At 63.9% G+C, this 20,461-nt stretch carries 9 protein-coding genes and 1 pseudogene; 3 read left to right on the forward strand and 7 right to left on the reverse strand.

The window, feature by feature from the left end; genetic code table 11:
• Positions 1-41: 41 nt before the first annotated feature.
• The 7 genes and pseudogenes from DL544_RS19990 to DL544_RS20020 form a co-directional block, all read right to left on the reverse strand.
• Positions 42-500: a hypothetical protein gene (locus DL544_RS19990; protein ID WP_139727925.1), complete on the reverse strand. Its 459-nt coding sequence runs from the start codon at positions 498-500 to the stop codon at positions 42-44.
• A 1,000-nt stretch (positions 501-1,500) separates the two neighbouring features.
• Complete coding sequence (locus DL544_RS19995) at positions 1,501-1,860, reverse strand: DUF6869 domain-containing protein (RefSeq protein WP_139727927.1); 360 nt, start codon at positions 1,858-1,860, stop codon at positions 1,501-1,503.
• A gap of 529 nt (positions 1,861-2,389) precedes the next feature.
• A pseudogene (locus DL544_RS20000) lies at positions 2,390-3,505 on the reverse strand (RHS repeat-associated core domain-containing protein); the annotation flags it as partial.
• Between the two features lie 348 nt (positions 3,506-3,853).
• Positions 3,854-8,491 (reverse strand): RHS repeat-associated core domain-containing protein, encoded by a 4,638-nt coding sequence (locus DL544_RS20005; protein ID WP_139727929.1) that lies wholly within the window; start codon positions 8,489-8,491, stop codon positions 3,854-3,856.
• Between the two features lie 315 nt (positions 8,492-8,806).
• Positions 8,807-10,162: a Gfo/Idh/MocA family protein gene (locus tag DL544_RS20010; RefSeq protein WP_139727931.1), complete on the reverse strand. Its 1,356-nt coding sequence runs from the start codon at positions 10,160-10,162 to the stop codon at positions 8,807-8,809.
• Between the two features lie 65 nt (positions 10,163-10,227).
• Positions 10,228-13,233 (reverse strand): TonB-dependent receptor domain-containing protein, encoded by a 3,006-nt coding sequence (locus tag DL544_RS20015; RefSeq protein WP_255313004.1) that lies wholly within the window; start codon positions 13,231-13,233, stop codon positions 10,228-10,230.
• Positions 13,234-13,334: 101 nt separating this feature from the next.
• Positions 13,335-16,694, reverse strand: coding sequence for a TIM-barrel domain-containing protein (locus tag DL544_RS20020; RefSeq protein ID WP_139727933.1), 3,360 nt, complete (start codon positions 16,692-16,694; stop codon positions 13,335-13,337).
• Positions 16,695-17,016: 322 nt separating this feature from the next.
• Here DL544_RS20020 and DL544_RS20025 point away from each other — a divergent pair, with 322 nt between their 5' ends.
• Genes DL544_RS20025 through DL544_RS20035 form a run of 3 tightly spaced genes read left to right on the forward strand, consistent with a single transcriptional unit; the run spans position 17,017 to position 20,453 of the window.
• Positions 17,017-18,171: an SIS domain-containing protein gene (locus DL544_RS20025; RefSeq protein ID WP_139727935.1), complete on the forward strand. Its 1,155-nt coding sequence runs from the start codon at positions 17,017-17,019 to the stop codon at positions 18,169-18,171.
• Positions 18,164-19,102: an ROK family protein gene (locus DL544_RS20030; protein WP_139727938.1), complete on the forward strand. Its 939-nt coding sequence runs from the start codon at positions 18,164-18,166 to the stop codon at positions 19,100-19,102. Before DL544_RS20025 ends, DL544_RS20030 begins: the two co-directional genes overlap by 8 nt.
• A gap of 16 nt (positions 19,103-19,118) precedes the next feature.
• Positions 19,119-20,453, forward strand: coding sequence for a D-tagatose-bisphosphate aldolase, class II, non-catalytic subunit (locus tag DL544_RS20035; RefSeq protein ID WP_139727940.1), 1,335 nt, complete (start codon positions 19,119-19,121; stop codon positions 20,451-20,453).
• Positions 20,454-20,461: the final 8 nt, after the last annotated feature.

Consider the following 20,461-nt stretch of genomic DNA (forward strand, 5'->3'; position numbering starts at 1 on the left):
AAGCCACCCAATCTGCTCCACTCCAATCCACCCAGTGCCAACTATTCCTCCCTCAAGAATTTCCTCGGCCGAGCTCCAAGCCTGATGATTTTTCGCGCAGGACCAAGATAGATATCACCGAATACAAATGAGAATGCGACAGCTGTATAGAAAACAAGTAGTGCACCAGGAATGGGAATCGCGCGAACGAAGCTATCGCATTCGAGGTTGCGGGCGACGAGCAACCCAATCATCAGCATCTCGGCCAGGAGCGCTATTGCGAACGCGAAACGCACCTGCCCAACCTCAATCGACAGAATTCCCCTTCTCGCCAGTTCGAACTTGGAATATACGAGCAACATCAGCAACGCGAAAGAAAGAGCAAACATAACTTCCGGAGAGTACCTAGCTACTGGACAGCGCATACTCAACATGGACGCGATCAGCGCGCAACAGATCCCCAGCGCTCCCGCCGCAGCTGCACCCTTCATGAACCTTATGAAAATCACTTCGCCGGACATTGGCATTTATTGCAGTTTGACCTGTAATTCACGATTGCTCCAAGGGGCCCAAGTATCTTCGACCCACCCCGCAAGAGATTGGCGTTCCCCGGATGCGCTGCAGCCCGATTAAGTCGACCATTGGCAACCGAGTTGCGGTTGGCATCGTTGTAGGTGAACGTCTTGCTGCCGATGCTGGTGGTGTTGCCCGCTGCGTCATGGCTGCGCGCCTCGACATCCACCGCAGTCAGCTGATGGCTGGTTGCGGGATAGGGTGTAGCGGGGGCGCCGAGCCCCCGTGCATCCCTCAGCAGACGTCACCGCACCAAGGTGCCCTGCCATCACTGTGTCCTCCCAACCTTGCTGGGTACGCTCTGGCCCATATCCAACTAGGTAATTCACGCAGTGGCAGCTCCTGTTTCGCCACAGTCTCCAGCTTGGTGATCTCAGTTTCGCCTCGCTTAGTTAACTCTAGTCCGCGCTTCTCGCGGTTTCCGGGCAGGATGAGCTCCGGCCCACTGTTGATCTTAGCTCTCGTATTCCATCCCGCACATACCCTATGTGACCCAGATAGCAGACCTTCAGCACGTAACGAGTCTTATCCGGATAAACATATCCAACAACCGGAATCGGAGTAGTACTCGTACCAATTACGCCCCCGCCCTCTGCCGAATCATAAACTTCGATCACGCCCTCCGGCACAACTTCTCTACCCTTGTGTTCGCAAGAGGTGATAGTTAAGACTGAGCAGATAAGAAAAATTCCAGGAATAAATTTCATCACCTTTTCCCGCGTTGAATGGTTGAGTCATCAGACATCCACCAAAGCAGGGGGTTTATTGATTCCGGAAGAATCATGTTCACAGGCTGAAGCCCCTTGCCAATCTCCCGCATGCAATTCTGCAACGGCGTCCCGCAGTTATTATTTATTGCACTGTACTCCCCCTGCGGCCTCGCGGGACATGCCGATAGCGAAGCTGCCAAGCGTAGTCATAAGGCGTTCGAGCGTTACCCATGGCAGCCTAACCTGATGCAGCAGCAAGTTGTACCCGCCGCCATACCTCATCCGACATCGAGTTCTTCCACGTCTGAGCAAGGAGATCCCGAAGAGATGGGTCGTGCTTTGCCAAGCTTTCAACCCTCTCGATTTCGGTCTCGCCGTGGGCAACCAAGTAGTCCTCCAAAGGTCCGGCAGCAAGATTGGAAAGTAGATGCGCATCCACATCCATTCGCCTGACAGCCTCAATGAATTTCCAACCTTCGCCAGGATCTCGCTGGATGATGCCATCAACTTCATCCAGCACGCCTGTGAGCGGACCCCGCTCATTCGCATCGACTGCGAGCCGATTAAAGTTAACCCATGCTTCAGCGACTTTTTCCATGCACTCTTTATCAAGCATTGTCTAGATCTCAAATTGGTTGAGCCATAGTGGCCCATTGCCAAGCCTCATTGCTATAACCTGCACAGCGCTTTGCTGCAGATTCAGCAAGCAATCGCCTCAACTGTGCCTGCTTGTTTTGAAATTGCTGCACATGCCCATCTATTGACATACGACCGGTAGCCAGAAGCCCACGTCTATCCAGTTTTAGATCCCAGTATCGCTTTCTCAGCTCGACCACCAAAGAATCTATCTTTGCTATGAGACGATTACAGTCATCGTCGTCTTCTTTCTCGCACGCCTTGGATATGATGTTCCGCGTCAGAATTGACGCGGGACTTTGCGGATTTAAGACACTGCTTGAGTGAGTTAAGCTAAGGCTGTTCAGCGCATTTGTCGTTGCGGCAAGGCCAGAAGACACTTCCCCCCAAGAAGCGGGCGCAGCGAAGTTTGATTGATTGTCTCCTGTAGGAGCTTGGTTCGAATTCATCATAGCGCGAGAGCCTGCGTGCACGCCGCTGCGCATGACTTGCAGACCCTCTGCGTCACTATGTGAGCCCGGGGAACTTAGTGCGTAGCTGAAGGTACTTATTCCACCGGCCAACCCAATCGGATCACTCTGCGAATACCGCCCCACAGCCGGGTCGTACTCGCGTTGGTAGTTGTAGAACAACCCACTCGCATCCGTCTCCTGCTGGCCCGGGAAGCGCAGTGCCAGCTCGAACGCCACTCCATCGCCATCCGGGTCAGCACTCGGAATCTGGTTGCCGAACACCTCGCTCTTGTTGTTCCACTCCCAGATCGCCACATCGCGCACCGGATCGATCACCACGCGCGGTGTGCCCAGATGATCCGGCTGCACGTAGGCAAGTTCCGGCACGCCGGTGCCTGGCACATTGATCAGTGCTACCGGATAGTTGTCCAGCCAGATGGCCTGCTGCTGCGCCTGGCCCGTGGCCGAGTAGTTGCCTAGCCACCGCCCTGCCTCGTCGTACAGCGTGATCTGAGCCGCGCCACTGGCCGGGGTACGCAGCACGCGTTCACCGCGATGGTTGTAGCTGTAGCTTTCCAGTACAGCATCACCCTGCTTCACCGCGCTCATGCGGTTGGCATCGCTGTAGGTGAACGTCTTGCTGCCGATGCTGGTGGTGTTGCCCGCTGCGTCATGTTTGCGCGCTTCGCCGTCCACCGCAGTCAGGCGATGGCTGGTTGCGGGATACGTATAGCTGGCGGTGCCTGCCGAGGTGGTCAGCGCGGTGCGATTGCCGGTGGCGTCATAGGCATAGGTTTCGATCGGGGTGCCGGTCGTGCCGTCCTGGGTCTGAGTCAGGCGGCCCAGCGTGTCGTAGGCGTACTTGGCCAGCACCGTCGAGCCTGCGCCGTTCTTCAATTCGGTGATCGAACCGACCGGGTCGTAGCCATAGCCCAGCGAGAGGCCACCTGCGGCCGGGTCGTGCACCACTTGCGGGCGGTAGTCCAGATCCAGCGGACGCTGTAGCTGGCGGCCGTTGCCATAGGTCCAGCCGGTCGCCGGGCTGAAGGCCGCATGGGTCACGTTGTTCACCACGATCTGGCGCGCCTGGCCGGGCTGGGTCAGGCCGATCTGGCTGATGCGGCCCTGGGGTTCGCGCACGTAGCATGCTGTACTCGTCTTCCCACACGAAGTTCCGCCATTTCCTGCTCAGCAGCATGCGAAGAGAAGGAGCCTGCTCCGCCAGACTCTCCAACTCTGCAACTTCATTCTCGCCACACAAGATCAGCAATCCTCCAACTGTCCAGCCACACGATTGAAGAACGAAGATGCAGTTGCAGATGCATCCATCTGAGCCTTTGAAGCTGTCACTCTTCAGTGCTGCATTGGCTCGTCGAGTAGTTCCAACTCCCTCCATCATCTAAACAGGCATCGATAGCCATTTGCCCCCGAAACCAAAAAGCAAGAGCAATAATCACTACAATTGCACAGAGAAGTACAACGGTCTTTGACTGTTTTTTCATTTCAATAATTGTCCGGCAATCCATTCGGCCTGAATGGTGAACATACTTCAGAACATGACCCCTCGCCCGCGTTATTTCGGCCGAACAAATTGGCCCGTTGGTCTGCGGCCGACGCTGCAGATGAATCCCCCTTCACCCGCTGATCAAATATCTCCCGAGCATTGCTCATATTGCAAGCAGCCGCTTTGCCGCCTTGTCCGCGCTGAGCAGCCTCACAGTTTGCCTTGCAATGAAAGTACTTATCCTGGAGCTTCGTGTTAGCCAGCCTCATGTCGATGTAGTTTCTCACGAAATCCTGGACCCCCTGCCTGTACTCCGTTGGGTACCCGCTCGGAGGAGGGGGCGTTGCGCCGGAATACTTGTAGATGTACTCCAGATCTCTTGACTGAAGGCCAAGCGAATCCACGCTCATTAGCGGTCCACCGCCCGCATAGGTGAACGTGCTTATTCCCCCCATCAACCCAATCGGATCACTCTGCGAATACCGCCCCACCGCCGGGTCGTACTCGCGCTGGTAGTTGTAGAACAACCCACTCGAATCCGTCGCCTGCTGGCCGGGGAAGCGCAACGCCAGCTCGAACGCCACACCATCGCCATCGGGATCGGCACTCGGAATCTGGTTGCCGAACACCTCGCTCTTGTTGCTCCACTCCCAGATCGCGACATTCCGCACCGGATCGATCACCACGCGCGGCGTGCCCAGATGGTCCGGCTGGACATAGGCCAGCTCCGGCACGCCGGTGCCCGGCACGTTGATCAGCGCCACCGGGTAGTTGTCCAGCCAGATGGCCTGCTGCTGCGCCTGGCCCGTGGCCGAGTAGTTGCCCAGCCATTGCCCTGCTTCGTCGTACAGGGTGATCTGGGCAGCTCCACCGGACGGGCTGCGCAGCACGCGCTCGCCGCGATGGTTGTAACCGTAGCTTTCCAGCACGGCATCGCCCTGCTTCACCGCGTTCATGCGGTTGGCGTCGTTGTAGGTGAACGTCTTGCTGCCGATGCCGGTGGTGTTGCCCGCCACGTCATGGCTGCGTGCCTCGCCATCCACGGCAGTCAGCCGGTGGCTGGTTGCGGGATAGGTGTAGCTGGCGGTGCCTGCCGAGGTGGTCAGCGCGGTGCGATTGCCGGTGGCGTCATAGGCATAGGTTTCGATCGGCGTACCGGTCGCGCCGTCCTGGGTCTGGGTCAGGCGACCCAGCGCGTCGTAGGCGTACTTGGCGAGCACCGCCGAGCCTGCGCCGTTCTTCAGCTCGGTGATCGAGCCAACCGGGTCATAGCCATAGCCCAGTGACAGGCCACCTGCGGCCGGGTCGTGTACCGCCTGCGGGCGGTAATCCAGATCCAGCGGACGCTGCAGCTGGCGGCCGTTGCCGTAGGTCCAGCCGGTCGCCGGGCCGAAGGCCGCATAGGTCACGTTGTTCACCACGATCTGGCGTGCCTGGCCGGGCCGGGTCAGGCCGATCTGGCTGATGCGGCCCTGGATATCGCGCACGTAGTCGGCCACGCTGCCGTCGGGGTAGGTCAACGCGGTCAAGCGACCCGACTTACTGTAGGCATAGCGCAGGGTGGTGGCCACACCATTGACGGTCTGCACCTTGCGGGTGACCTGGCCGAAACGGTCATGGCAGTACTGGGTGCTGCCATTGGCGTGCAGCACCTGCCCCAGGCGGCCCTCGGCGAAGCGCTCGTCGGCGGCACAGGCGGCCGGTGCCACGTCATAGCTGTAGCCCACGTCCAGATTGGGGTCCGGATAGGCGATACCGATCAGGCGGTTGAGTGCATCGTAGTGATAGGTGGCGGTGACGCCGCGTGCATCGGTGGCCGTCTTGCGATTGCCGGCCGCGTCCACGGTGTAGCTGCTGGCGCCACTGTCCGGGCTGACCTGCCCGGTCAGATCACCGAAACCGTTGTAGGCGTAGGTGGTATGCAGGCCCTTCGGGTCGGTGACCTGGGTGACCTGGTCCAGCGCGTTGTACTGGCTGCGGATCTCCGCCGCGACGCCGCCGACGTCCTGCAGGGTCTGCGCCAAGCGGTTCAACGGATCGTACTGCTGGCTGGTCACGCGCTGCAGGGCATCGGTCACCGTCTGTGGGTTGCCGTTGGCATCGTAGGCAAAGCCGGTGGCGTGGTTGCCCGCATCCTTCAGCGCGGTCAGCTGGCCAAGCGTGTTGAACGTCCGCGCCAGGGTACGGCGCAGGGTGCCGCCTGCATCCAGCGTGTCTTCCTTGAGGCGGTTGCCGGCGTTGTCCAATACGTAGTGGATCGTGTTGCCGCTGTTGTCCGCAATATCGGTCAAGCGCTGGGCGGCGTCATAGACATAGGTGACACTGCTGCCGTCCGGCTCGGTGACCTGCTGCACCTGGCCGGTCGGCCAGTAGCTGATCTGGGTCACCCGGTCCTCGGCTGTGGTGGCACCGCGCACGGTGACCGAGGTCGGCCAGCCGCGCGCATGGTAGGTGTAATCGGTGACCACGCCGTTGGCATCCTTGACCGACAACGGCCGCCCGAACGCGTCGTAGGCCAAGGTCTCGACCGTCTGGCCCAGCGCATTGGTCACGCTGCGCAGGTCGCCCTTGCGATAACTGCAGGCACCACTGGTCGCGCATCCCGCGTCGTCCGCGGTGTAGTAGGCATAGGTGGAGACATCCGCCACATCACTGCGTGGGCCATCCACGCTACGCAGCAGTCCCACCAGCGGGCACTCCGGCCCTTCGGCCTCACAGTAGGTCTGCGTGGTGATGCGGGTATCACCGGTCACCCTGTCGCGCACGGTGATGGTGGTTGGCTGGAGGCGCGCATTGCGTGCGATGCGGATCTCACGGTTACCGATGGTCTGCTGCACCAGCCGATTGCTGTCCATGGCCACGCGCATTTCGCTGACGCGCTGGTCCGGAGTACCGGCCGCTTCGGTGGTGGTGGTCACGCTGACGGCGCCTGCGGCAGCATCACTGGCCTCGGCATAGGCGTAGCTGGTGACGACACCACGGCGATCGGTCACCGACTGCAGCCGACGCCGGAAATCGGTGCCCTCGGGCAGATAGGCGCGAGTGATGCTGCCGTTGCTTTCGGTGATGCTATTGACCTTGCGCGGAAGGCCACTGGTGCCGCTGGCGGTCAAGGCGTAGGTGCTCTGCTTGCCCAGTGCGTCGGTGACGATGGTGGTGCCTGCCGGCGTGTACTCCAGGCGCACTCCATCAATGCCCACGTCGGCTTGGCTGCAATCGCCGGAATGGCGGCTGCAGGTGACTCGCCCTTGCGTGTCATAGCCGTACCAGCTGTAGCGCTGGTTGTCTTCGGCGGTCACGCCGGTCAGGTAGCCCGGGAAGCGGGCGTCCTCATAGTGATAGGTACGGCTGGCACCGTCGGCATAGGTCGCGGTGATCAGTTCCCCGGCCGGAGAATAGGCGTAGCTCACCACAGGCTGGCCGGCGATCACCAGGGCCGAGATCAGTGAATCGTCGCCCGGCGCGAGGTACTGGACGTCCACGCGCCGACCGGTTGAATGGGTGATGCTGAGCAGGCGGCCGCGGCTGTCGTGTGCATAGGTCAGCGAAGTACCGTCTTCGAGATCACGGCGCTGCATCAAGCCATCAGCATCAAAATAAATGCGCTCTCCGGCACGTGAAAGTTGCCAGTTGGTGCCCTGCTGGACCGCACGATCGCCGCTTCCGTCCATGGCTTCGTAGCTTGCCCCCACTTTCTGGAATGCGGTCTGCCCGCCATCGGCGCCGATCAGCCCAACTTTCAGTTCGGGGCTGGGAGGGAAGGTGGAATCGTCTACGCCTGCGGTAAGCCGCAGATTGTGGGAATGGGTCCAGCCCGTACCCAACGCGCCGCCCGCCGTGCTTGTCAGGGAGTGATAGTGGCGTTGGAAGCTCACCCATCCAAGGTTGAAATCCGGCTCAGGCTGGGATTTATCGCCAGTGGTCGGATCACACGGGTTACCAACAGGACACTGCTGCGGCGGCAGCGGCCCGCTTGTGTAGGAGAGCATGGGCGACATGTGCGGCTCGTCCTGCTGGACCAGGGAGCACATCTGCAGGGCCTCATTCCACGTCAGGGACGGTCGATTCGGACAAAGCGCCGTTCTGGCCCGGCGCACACGCTCCCACCCCACTATCGACGAGCATTCTTGAGTGCTCTGATGATAGAAGTTCAAGGTGTAATGGAAATCCTTCTCCTCGTTGGTGACGCTACCGTCGTCGCCCCTGCCAAGTCCAAGGAGCTCCACCCAAGGATCCTCCGTGAGTGAAGTCGCCGGGCACTGCGGGTCGCTGACGCGGGTAGCGAGGATCGCGCTACGAATCTGATCTTCGGATGAGTACTCCTGCCCTGAGTGGATGTAGACCCAGTCGGTAGTAACGATCTTCTCGGGTCTCACCCGGTAATCGTAGATGACCTTCTTTCCAAGGACGCGTTGGCGTTTGACATGCCAATCGAAGGGTTTGTCCTTTTCGTACTGGGAAAAGAGCGACTTAATGTCCTTCTGCACCGCCGCTTCGGTGGCTCGCGGCTGGCCCATCGACAGGTAGCTCTCCCACTTCTTCTGCACCTCCTGCGCCTGCGCAGCCCAAGGAGCCAAGCTCCCCAGCGCGATCATCGCCAGTGCGGCACACGAAATGGTCTTCAGTCGTTTCAACATCCCTGTTCTCCTTCCTGGACAAACACAGCACCGGCGGGAACGAGAACGTGGGGCGGTTGCCTCACCACGTCATGCTTCGGATCGTCCCTGGTCCGGAATGCGGTCTGACCGCATGGGGGACGTTATCTCCGATGTCGTTTACACATTCAAGTCATAAAGTGTGGAGTGGGTCGGATTTCAGAGTTTTCTGATAAAGCGAGCGGCCGACCGAACAAGCAGCCGAGCGTGGGCTCGGCTCTACAAGGCGAATGCCTCCAGAAACAGAAACGCCGGGCATCGCCCGGCATTTCCGTCACAGCATGGAAGGGATGAATCTCAGTATTTACCGTCGAACGCGAAGATCGGCTTGCGCGTCTTCCACGCACCAGCAGTAAAGTCCGGGAACTCCAGCGTCTGGAAACCGTTGGCGATCGACTGCTCGCTCAACGGGGTGATCGCACTCCAGGTCACCGCGTCGTAGATGTCGATCGGCATCGGTGCCTTGGCTTTGAGCGCTTCAACAAATGCATGGATGACGAACCAGTCCATGCCGCCGTGGCCGGCGCCGGCGGCGGTGTCGGCATTCTGTTTCCACAGCGGGTGCTCGTACGCGTCCTGGTACTTCTTGAACTCTTCCCACTGGTGCGGCGGGCTGCGGCCTTCGATGTGGATCGAATGGTTCACGTCCATCCACAGGCCCTTGGTGCCCTGCACACGGAAGCCCATTGAATACGGGCGCGGCAGCGAGGTGTCGTGCTGCAGCAGGATGGTCTCGCCGTTCTCGCAGGCCAGCGTGGTGGTGACGATATCGCCGAGCTTGAACTTCACCTGGGTGCTGGGGTGGGTGGTGCCACCACTCTTGGCCACGGTGTATTCGTGCAGGCCGCGTGCCTTGGTCGCGAAGGCGTTGATGTGGGTGAAGCGGTTGCCACGGTTGATGCCGGTGTACATCGCACAGGGGCCGATGCCGTGGCTGGGGTACAGCTCACCATTGCGTTCCACCGAATGCTCGGTGCGCCAGCGAGCTTCGCTCCAGCCCTTCGGACCGAACTCCACGCCGCTGTCGTAGGGCTGGTTGGGGTCGCCGGAATTGAACTTCACGCCGCGCAGGTCGTGCTGGTAGCCGGCCTGCAGATGCACCAGTTCGCCGAACAGGCCCTGGCGCACCATCTGCAACGCCGCCATCACGTCGCGGCGATAGCAGACGTTCTCCAGCAGCATGTACGGGGTGCCGGTGCTCAGCTGGGTCTTCAGCACGTCCCAGTGGTCCTGCAGCGTGATGCCGGCCACCACTTCACAGCCCACGGCCACGCCGGCCTGCATCGCGGCAATCGCCATCGGTGCGTGGTACTCCCACGGCGTGGCGATGATCACGCCATCGATGCCCTTCTGTTCCAGCAGGCGCTTCCAGGCGTTGGTATCGCGGTCCTGGCCGTAGGTCTTCGGGGCCGGCTTGCCGGCCTTGGCCACCATGTCCATGGCACGGCCGAGCATGATCGGTTCGATGTCGCACAGCGCGACCACCTCGACATCGTCGCGGCGCACCAGCTCCTTCAGCAGCACAAGGCCACGCATGCCGGTACCGATCATGGCCAGGCGCACTTTGCGCCCGCGTGCCCATGCCGGGGTCTGCGGCAGCAGGCTGCTGGCGGCGACAGCGGCACTGGCCGCGATGAATTCCCTACGCTTCATGGCAAACATCTCTCCTCTTGGCAGCGTGCCGGCCGCAGCCGGCACGCCAGGTCACGCAAACGGAATTACTTGAACCGGTAGCCGATGGTCACACTGTAACCACGGCCGAAGATGGTGGCGTAGTCACTGGAGTCACCCAGGAAGCTGTTCGGATCGTAGAACGGCAGGCGGTTGAACAGGTTCTTGACGGTGAAGCTCAGGTTCCACGCATCATCCGGGCGCCAGGTGACGCTCATGTTGGCGGTCCACCACGACGGTGCACCATCGCACTTGCTCTTCTGCAGGGCCAGGTAGCCGCCGGTGCAGGTTTCCTTGTTGTTGCTCTCTTCGTCGATCTGGTCGGTAGCCCACTTGGTGCCACCCACGTAGTTGACGAACATGCTGGTGGTCACCTGCTTGTAGGTCCAGTCTGCATTGAGCGTGGCACGCAGGCGCGGATTGTTGTAGTAGCCCACCACGTCGCCGTAGTACCAGCCGTTCTCGGCGTCCATGTAGAAGCGGTTGCGGTTGGCGATGGTGGCGGCCAGGCCGATGTTCAGGTTGCCCCAGTCGCCCAGCGAGAAGCGGCTGCGCGCGTCGATGTCGAAGCCGTCGATCAGCGTCTTGCCGCGGTTCTTGTACTGGCCGACCACGCTGGCCACGTTACCGGCGGAGTAGCCCGGCAGGGTGGCCGGGCAGCTCACGCCGCTGGCCGGATCGGCGCACATTGCCGCCAACTGCGCCAGGTTGGCGCGGTCACTGTCGGTGATCGGCGAGCGCGACATCGAGATGATGTCTTCCATGCGGCGATAGTCCGGCGCGACGATTTCATTGTTGCGGTAGATGAACCAGTAGTCGGCCGACACCGACAGCCAGCTCGCCGGCTCGTAGACGAAGCCGAGGGTGGCGATCTTCGCCTTCTCCGGCTTCAGATCCTTGTTCGGCTGGGTCATGCGCGCGACGGTACGGCTGCAATCGACGTTCAGCAGGGTCTTGCCCAGATCGACGTCACCCGGCCGCTGCGACTTCAGCAGCAGGTTGGCGATGGCGTTGGTCTCGCCGCAGCGCAGTTCGTCACGGAAGCCACCGAGCTGTGCGAATACGCCGCCGTTGCCGGACTCGGCCAGGCTCGGTGCGCGGAAGCCGGTGGAATAGGTGCCGCGCAACATCAGCTGATCGAACGCCTGGTACTTGAAGCCGATCTTCGGCGCGATGTTGGCGCTGAAGTTCGGGTACTTGTCCACGCGCACCGCCGCATCCAGTTCCAGCTTGTCGGTGATCGGCGCCACGGTCTCGGCGAACAGCGCGTAGGTGTTGCGCTTGCCGTCGAACCACGAGCCGCCCTGCTGGGTGATCAGGCCATTGGCTGCATCGGCATTGCCCGGGGTGTAGAAGGTCTCACGGCTGGCGTTGAAGCCGAACGCGGCGCGCATCTCGCCCGCCGGCAGCTGGAACAGCGGTCCTTCGATCTTGCCGTCCAGGGTATGCAGGCGGGTCCACGACTGGATGTCGAAGGTCGGGAACGCTTCACGTATCAACGCGGCGTTGGCTTCGCTGATCTCGCCGAACTTGTACGCCGGGTGGTCGGAGATGATCACCCGACCGGTGCCCGGATCGATCGTGTACGGCCCGAACGCCTTCTCGAAACCCTTGGTGTTGACGTTGATCGTCTGGTAGGTGGTGGAGTGGGTACCAGCGCTGGCGAATGCGGTTTCCCAGTTCCAGTCACCCGCGTTGCCACGTGCGCCCGCCAGCACACGATAGCTCTTGTCGGTATTGCGCTGGCCGAAGTAGTTCGGGCCGGCATCCTGCAGCAGGTAGTTCAGGCCGACCACGCCGCCCATCATGGCCTTCAACTGCGGGCTGGCGTGGTTGTACTCGTTGTTCGGGCCCAGGAACGGGTACAGGAACTGGTTGACGGTGTTGCCGGTGTTGCGCGAGAACCAGCTGGTCGGGTTGCCGGTGGTGGTGCCGTAGGTGCGCGGCGTGCCGCCGTTGGCGCGCAGGTCGATGTCGGTGTAGGTCGCCTCGGCGAAGATCTCGGTGTTGTCACCGACCAGGAAGGTGCCGTTGAGGTAGGCGGTGTTGCGCTCGGACTTGGCGCCGGCATCGATCTCGTTGTTCATCCAGGTTTCCCAGACGCAACGCGGGCCGGCCGCTTCACTGGTCAGCACGTTCTTGCAGCCCGGCGCAGCTTCCTGCACGCGGCGGCCAGTGACCGGATCGAAGGCGAAGTAGGTGCCCGGGTTGAACTCGCCCGGCCTGCTGCCCACGCCCAGGCGCAGGTTGTTGAGGTAGTTCGGGTTGTTGACGTAGTACTGGTCCGGACGCTTGTCGTAGAAATCGCTCAGCGGAATCGCGTCGCGACGGTACATGTTGACCGCGCCATAGATGTTGAAGCGGTTCTCGGCCAGGTCACCGAAGCCGGCGGTGATGCTGGCCTGGCGCTCACCGTAGGAATCGATGCGCGAGGAGGTGTCGTTGGTGAAGCTGATCTCGGCACCCTGGAAGTTGCGCTTGGTGATCACGTTGATCACGCCGGCCACCGCGTCGGTACCGTACACGGCCGACGCGCCGTCGGTCAGTACTTCCATGCGCTCGATGGCCGCCGCCGGGATCGCATCGATGTTGACGAACTGGGTCTGGAACCCGGCCGGTGCGCCGTAGTACGACAGGCGGCGACCGTTCAGCAGCACCAGTGTGCCCTGTGCGCCCAACCCGCGCAGGTTGGCCTGCGAGGCACCATCGGAACCGGTGAACAGCGAGCGCGCATCCTGCTGCGCGGGGCGAGCGGCCGGCAGGTTGTCGAGCACCTGCAGCAGCGTGCGCGCACCCATGTTCTGGATGTCCTGCTTGCTGATCACCTGCACCGGCGAGGCGGTTTCAACGTCGGTGCGGCGGATATTGGAGCCGGTGACCTCGATGCGGGCGAGGTCGGTGGCGTTGTCCTTGCTTTCCTGGGCGAAGGCAGGAGCAGCAAGCGAGAACAGCGCGCCGGCAATGGCCAGCGTCAGCGGAGCGATCGGGCGGCAGGGGGGCGGTGGTGGCGGGCGGGCAACATCGGGTTCTCTCCTGGCAGGGGTGCGGCGCAACTGAGTGAGCGCGTGGGCGTTCGGCGGGCAAAACGCTCCCGGGCCACGGCCATGAGGGCCGTAGTCGGGATGGGGCGGGGAGGAGCGGTGTTACGTGGGGGTCATGGGGCGACGATGCTGGCGGAGTCGCCCTCCTGGCCGATCAGTACGGCGTTGGCCCAGTTGGCACAGACCTGGGCGGGTTGGCTGCCCTGCGCACCCAGCGTGCGCAGGCTCAGGGTGGAAAGGCCACGGATGTCCAGCTCCGGCTTGACCACGCCGGGCGCCTTCACCAGGCCGCTGTCGTACAGCAGGCGGTTGTCGCCCCATACCTGGAACTGCAGGCCGCCGGCGTTGCGGCAGGCGTCGTCGATGCCGAGGTCGGCACGCAGCAGGTGCCAGCCGCCCTGCAGGCGCAGGTCGATGCGGCTGTTGGCGCCGACCCCCAGGCCACGGCGGAACTGCAGGCCGTTCATGCGCATGCCGGCGTCGCCACGGAAGGACTGGTCGGTACGCAGCTGGCTGGCCAGCGCGGCCGGCACCGGCAGCTCGGAGAGATAGCGCTGCCGGGCCGGTCGCTCCGGTTCCTGGTGTTCGAGGATGTGGAAGGTGGACAGTGCGATCGGGCCGACGTCGCGCGGCTGCAGTGCATCGAACGCGCAGGCGCTGCCCTGGGCGGCGGTCACCATCGGGTCGGTGCTGCTGGCGCCGTCGCCTTCGGGGTTCTGCACGCTCAGTACGCGGAAGCGCAGCAGGCGGCCGGCATGGGCCGGGAAGTCGATGCGTTGCACGCCTTCCTTCAGCTGCAGGCGGCCACGGGCGATCGGCTCGCCCCACTCGCCATTGCTGTCGCCCAGGTACACCTCGTAATCGCGCACCTGGCCGTGCTTCCAATTCTTGTCGTTGCGCGGTGCGATGTCGATGCCATCGATCATCCTGCGCTCGCCGAAGCCGATCACCCACTCGTGCGCGCCAGTGCGCACGGCCTGGTTGCGCACGCTGCGGAACCAGGTGTTGGGATCGTCATCGAAGGCGTTCTCCAGCGCATGGCCGGGCTCCTCGGCCGGGCGGTTGACCACCAGCAGGCTGTCTGCGGGCAGTTCGCGGCCGAGTACCGGCGCGGCCGGATAGGCATCGTCGGCGGCCGCAGCGGCCGCCGCGAAGTCCAGCTGCAGCTGCAGCGGCTGGCGGATGTCCTGGACAGCGGTACGCACGTGCAGCGTGCCACGGCGCTCCTTGGCATCGAAGTACCAGCCTTCAGCCGCACCGTTGAACGCCGCCGCATCGGCCAGCGCTGGCAACGCGCGGCCACCGGCCTGCACTGCACGTGGCGCCTGCCGGCTGAGCACGCGCAGGCCATAACGACGCTGCGCCAGCTGGCCGTTGTACTGGCCCTGCACCGCATCGATCTGCACCTGCACCGGGCCACTGCCCAGTGCAGGCGCCTGCACGCGGATTACCTGCGTGCTCGACTCACCCTGCTGGTAGCGGCGCGTGTTGCCATCGTCTTCGTACAACGTGTACTGCGAGTCGCCCTGCGGGTACAGGTCGAAGGTCACTTCATCGAGCGGCTTTTCGCCGTCGAACAGCATCGACGGGTACATCGGCAGGATCGCACCGGCGCGCACGAACACCGGCAGCGTGGCCAGGTCCACCTGGCGGTCCAGCTGGCGGCCGTCGGCACCGGCCTGCACGCGGCGGCCGTCCCAGTAGTCGATCCAGCCGCCGGCCGGCAGGTGGATGTCGCGGCGCCAGCCACGGCTGGCGGCCTGGCTGCGGTACACCGGCGCCACCAGCAGATCGCGGCCGAGCAGGAACTGGTACTTGTAGGTCTCATCCTGTGCATGCGGGTCGCGCGGGTAGTCCCACATCAGCCCCCGCACCGGCGGTGCGCCGGTCTGCGCGGCCTCGTGCACCAGCCCGTACATGTACGGGGTCAGGCGCATCTTCAACTTCAGGTAATCGCGGTTGATGCTGCGGTACGGCTCGTCGTACCACCACGGGTGCTTGCGCGCGTTCGACGACCAGCCGCTCATGCCCATCAGCACCGGGGTGAACGCCTTCCACTGCAGGTCGCGGGTGAAGGTCTCGGCGCTGCCGCCGAAGATTGCATCAACGTCGCCACTGGCGTAGGCCATGCCGGACAGGCCCGAACCGACCAGGGTCGGCACGTGCCAGCGGATGTAATCCCAGCTGCTGCTCTGGTCGCCGGTCCACGCTACGGCGTAGCGCTGGATACCGGCCCAGCCCATCACCGTCCACAGGAACGGGCGCGAATCGGAGTTGTCGAGGATGCCGTTGAACGCCTGGCGGTTGGCATCCATCGCGAACTGGTAGCCCCTGCCGGTCCAGGCCACGTCCAGCTTCTGCACGCGGCTGCCGGCCTTGCCGACTTCCCAGGCGATCTTGTCGACGCCGTTCTCGGTCCACAGGCCGGTGCGGAAGCCGTAGCCGGCGAGCCCCTTCACCGTTTCCGGCAACTGCTTGTAGCCGCAGCCGTAGCCATCATTGGGCAGGATCCAGCCACCGGGCATGTCGTGGGCGCGGTACTGCTTGGCCACGCTGTCGATCACATCCGGCGTGGTGCCGGTCGGGCCGTCGCTCCAGCCTTCGGGCACGGTGCCGGGCTTCTTGCTGTTGTCGCCGTCGTTGTAGCAGTCGGCATCGCCATAGGACAGCGCCCAGCGCGCCACCATGTTCGGGCGGCCGGTCAGCTGGGTGTAGCGCTCGATCAGTTTCGGCAGGTCGGCGCCGACGAAGTAATAGGCATCGAAGCGGTCTTCGCGATGCAGCAGCGTGGCCTGGTCGGCCTCGCGCAGATCGTAGCTGCCATCGCTCCACGTATTGCGCAGCATGCCCCAGCCACGGCTGCTCAGCAGCATGGGTGCCGGGCTGGGGCGGTCGCCCTCTTCCCAGCCGCCGGAATAGGACACCTCCAGCTCGCGGCCCTTGAACTGATAGCGGCCGTTCTGCTGGCCGCCACCGAAGTAGCCCTCATCGGCCTGCGAGGACAGCACCTGCACGCTCTGCGTGGCCTCCAGGTCCAGCGGCTGCAGTTCCTGCCACAGCGCGGTGGGCTGGCCGTTGTCCAGGCGTTCCAGGCGCAGGCGCAGCGGTTGCCGCTGCACATGCAGGACCAGTGCGTCGGTACGCACGCGGATTTCCTGCGCATCTTCTTCCAGCTGCGCCTGCACGTTCGCCTTGGGCTGCGGCAGCACGATCGGTGCGGCTTTGTCGCCGGCGCCGGTCAACGTGCCGTTGCGGCCGGCCTGCACGCGGATGATGTCGGTCGCCGGCAGTTCAATGCGGATGCGCGCTCCCTTGTCGGTCTGCAGGTCCCAGCCCTGCACGCCATCGCGGCTGGCGCTGGCGCTGACCGATCGCAGGTTTCCGACCGGCTCGGCCCTGGCCGTCATGGACGCCAGCATCAAGGCCGGCAACAGGGCCAGCATCAGCGGCGAGCGACGTACGCAGTTTTCCACGCGGACTCCCAACCCGTTCACCGGGCGTTTCGAAAGCGATTGGGCCGACTCTAGGGCAGCGATTCGAAAGATGTCAACAAATTGAAAGGAAAAAGGAAGATATATCCCATTGAAACGAAAGTTGTTGCGTCGCAATACTTTGTGTAAGCGCTTGCAGTCGCCTGTTAAGCATTGTGCGATACGGCATTTGAGCCGTCCTTTCGTTTTCCTGGTCATGCCGCGACTGGGAAAGCCACTCGGCCATTTTCTTTCTTTTTACTTTCGATGTTTGACATTTCGAAAGAAAACACAGATGGTGCGCTGGCCCAACTGGAACCTCCGAATGGACGTCACCCTGCTTTCCGATGTGTCCGCCTGGCAGCGCCTTGGCGGAGCCGATACCGCAATCGAAATCGCCCAGCAGCCTGCGCTCTGGGAAGCACTCGCACAGGACCTGTCGCGTGCCCGCGACCGCCTGCAGGCCTTCCTCGGCGACAGCCTCAACGATCCCAACCAGCGCGTGCTGTTCACCGGCGCCGGCAGTTCCGGCTTCATCGCCGAGATGGTGGCCGACGCGATCAACGCACAGTGGGCGGCCGAGGTGCGCGTGGTGCACACCACCAGCCTGCTGACCCACCCGGCGATGTACCTGCAGCGTGACCGCCCGACCCTGCTGGTGTCGTTCGGCCGCAGTGGCTCCAGCCCGGAAAGCGTGGCAGCGGTGGATCGCGTGCGCAGCGACGTGGACGACGCGCGCTTCCTCGACATCACCTGCAACGCCGATGGCGAACTGGCCCGCCGTGGCGCCGGCCGTGGCGATACGTGCACCCTGCTGATGCCGTCGGCCAGCTGCGACCGTGCCTTCGCCATGACCAGCAGCCTGACCTGCATGCTGCTGGCGGCACTGACGGTGTTTGATCGCTCGCCGTGGGATGCGCGCGTGGCGCGCCTGAAGCAGATCGCCGCGCTGGCCCGCGAAGGGCAGGCGCAGTGGGACGCACCAGTGGCAACGCTTGCGCAGCGCCCGTTCAACCGCGTGATCTACCTTGGCAGCGGCCCGCTGGAAGCGCTGGCCCGCGAGTGTGCACTGAAGGTGCTGGAGCTGACCGCTGGCCGCGTTCTGGCGCTGGCCAACACGCCGCTGGGCTTCCGTCACGGTCCCAAGTCGACGCTGGATGGCAACACCCTGGTGGTGGTGCTGCGCAGCGTGCAGCCGCTCGCGCGCCGCTACGAGCAGGACCTGCTGGAAGAACTGCGCCGCGATGGCGTGGCCGGGCAGGTGCTGGCTATCGGTCCGCATTCGGATATCGGCGCCGATGACGATTACACCCTCACCGTACCGGCGCTGGACGATCCGTGGCTGGCACCGGTGTGGCTGGGCTTCGCGCAGCTGTTCGCGCTGCAGCGCTCGGCCGCGCTGGGACTGACCCCGGACAACCCGTTCCCGGACGGCACCGTCAACCGCGTCGTCAAGGGCGTCACCATCCACCATGGCTGAGCTGATCGCCCACGCCTGCTATGGCATCGACATCGGCGGCACCAAGATCGAGCTGGTGGCGTGCGATGCGGCGATGCAGGTCACCTGGCGCCGCCGCGTGGCCACGCCGCAGGGCGACTACGATGGTTTCCTGCAGGCCGTGGTGACGCTGGTGGCCGAGGCCGACGCCGCGCTGGGCCGGAATGATGCGGCCATCGGCATTGCCCTGCCCGGCGTGCGTGACCGCCGCAGCGGCCGCCAGCTCAGCGCGAACGTGCCCGCACTGACCGGCCAATGCGTGGCGCAGGATCTGCAGGCGCGGCTGCAACGCTCGCTGCATTTCGGCAATGACCTGCAGTGCTTTGCCCTGTCGGAAGCGCACGGCGGCGCCGCCGATGGCTACCCCAGCATGTTCGGCGCCATCCTCGGCACCGGTGCCGGCGGTGGCTTCTGCCTGCAGGGCCGGCTGCTGTCCGGCTTCAACGGCCTGGCCGGCGAATGGGGCCACTGGAGCGTGCCCGGCCATCTGCTGCAGCGCCATGGCCTGCCGCTGCTGGACTGCGGCTGCGGCCTGCAGGGCTGCGTGGAGCGCTATGTGTCCGGCAGCGGATTGGCCATGATCGAACGCCACCTCGGAGGCAGCGCCGTCGACGCCAGTGCGGTGATCACGCTGGCCGAAACCGGCGATGCCCGCGCGCGCAAGGCGCTGGACATCCATCGTGACCTGCTCGGCCACAGCCTGGCCGCGCTGGTGCTGGCACTGGACCCGCACGTGATCGTGCTCGGCGGCGGACTCTCGCAGTACGCGCCGCTGTACCAGCAGCTGCCGGCCGCCATCGCCACCCATCTGTTCAATGGCGTGCAGGTCCCGCCGATCGTGCCGCCACGGTTCGGCGATGCCGGTGGCGCACGTGGTGCCGCCCTGCTCGCCTGCCAATCCTCGTTTTCCTGATCTCCGGAGCCTGACCATGTCCCCGTTGCAGACCCTGCTTGCTTCCCACCGCGCCGGCGCCAACGTCGGGCTGTACAGCGTCTGTTGCAGCAACGAGCAGGTGCTGCGCGCGGCCATGCACGTCGCCCTGGCGCATGGCACCGTGCTGCTGATCGAGGCCACCTCCAACCAGGTCGACCAGTTCGGCGGCTACACCGGCATGACCCCGCCGCAGTACCGCGACTACGTGGGCACGCTGGCCGATGAAGAAGGCTTCCCGCGCGAGCGGCTGATGCTGGGCGGCGACCACCTCGGCCCGAATGCCTGGCAGAAGCGCCCGGCGGCCGAAGCCATGACCCACGCGCGCGTGCTGATCGAAGCCTACGTCGCCGCCGGTTTCCACAAGATCCATCTGGATTGCAGCATGTCCTGCGCCGATGATCCGGTGCCGCTGCCCGATGCCATCGTCGCTGCGCGCTCGGCCGAGCTGGCCGAAATCGCCGAACGCACCGCCGCCGAACATGGCCTGCCGCCGCCGGTCTACGTGATCGGTACCGAAGTGCCGATTCCCGGAGGCGAAGCCTCGCTGGCCGAAGGCCTGCAGGTGACCACGCCGGCCGCCGCCGCGCAGACCCTGGCCATCCACCGGCAGGCCTTCGATACCCCGCAGCTGCGCGATGCGTGGCAGCGTGTGATCGCGATGGTGGTGCAGCCCGGCGTGGACTTCGACCACAGCAGCGTGCACGAGTACGACGCCGTCGCTGCCAGTACGCTGGCCGATTTCCTCGAACAGCAGCCACGCATCGTGTTCGAAGCGCACTCCACCGACTACCAGCGCGAGAGCGGCCTGCACGCGCTGGTGCGCGACCACTTCGCCATCCTCAAGGTCGGGCCCGCGGCCACCTTCGCCTACCGCGAAGCGCTGTTCGCGCTGGCCGCGATCGAGGCCGAACTGCTGCCGGCGGCACAGTGCTCGCGCCTGCCGCAGGTGCTGGACGAGGTGATGGTGGCGCAGCCGAAGTACTGGCAGTCCTATTACCAGGGCGATGACGCCGCGCTGCGCCTGCTGCGCAGCTACTCCTTCAGTGACCGCTGCCGTTACTACTGGGGCGAGCCCGCGCTGGTGCAGGCGGTGCAGACCCTGTTCGCCAACCTGGAACAGCACGCGCCGCCACTGGTGCTGCTCAGCCAGTACCTGCCGGAGCAGTACCGCGCCGTGCGTGAGGGCACGCTGGCCAACACCCCCACCGCGCTGGTGCAGCACCGCATCGGCCTGTGCCTGGGCGAGTACGCGCGCGCCTGCAGCGCCAACCAGGCCGGAACCCGCACGCAGAACGCACGTTCGGCTGCCGCAGTTGCTGCGAACGGCTAATCTCTACC

Source organism: Stenotrophomonas sp. pho (assembly GCF_006228405.1).
In the GTDB taxonomy this organism is placed as follows: Bacteria; Pseudomonadota; Gammaproteobacteria; order Xanthomonadales; family Xanthomonadaceae; genus Stenotrophomonas; species Stenotrophomonas sepilia.

Excerpts from the sequence above, each read along its gene's own strand:
- DL544_RS19990 (WP_139727925.1), bottom strand. The coding sequence starts at position 500 with ATGTCCGGCGAAGTGATTTTCATAAGGTTCATGAAGGGTGCAGCTGCG.
- DL544_RS20010 (WP_139727931.1), bottom strand. The coding sequence starts at position 10,162 with ATGAAGCGTAGGGAATTCATCGCGGCCAGTGCCGCTGTCGCCGCCAGC.
- DL544_RS20030 (WP_139727938.1), top strand. The coding sequence starts at position 18,164 with ATGGCTGAGCTGATCGCCCACGCCTGCTATGGCATCGACATCGGCGGC.
- DL544_RS20035 (WP_139727940.1), top strand. The coding sequence starts at position 19,119 with ATGTCCCCGTTGCAGACCCTGCTTGCTTCCCACCGCGCCGGCGCCAAC.
- DL544_RS20005 (WP_139727929.1), bottom strand. The coding sequence starts at position 8,491 with ATGTTGAAACGACTGAAGACCATTTCGTGTGCCGCACTGGCGATGATC.
- DL544_RS19995 (WP_139727927.1), bottom strand. The coding sequence starts at position 1,860 with ATGGAAAAAGTCGCTGAAGCATGGGTTAACTTTAATCGGCTCGCAGTC.
- DL544_RS20025 (WP_139727935.1), top strand. The coding sequence starts at position 17,017 with ATGGACGTCACCCTGCTTTCCGATGTGTCCGCCTGGCAGCGCCTTGGC.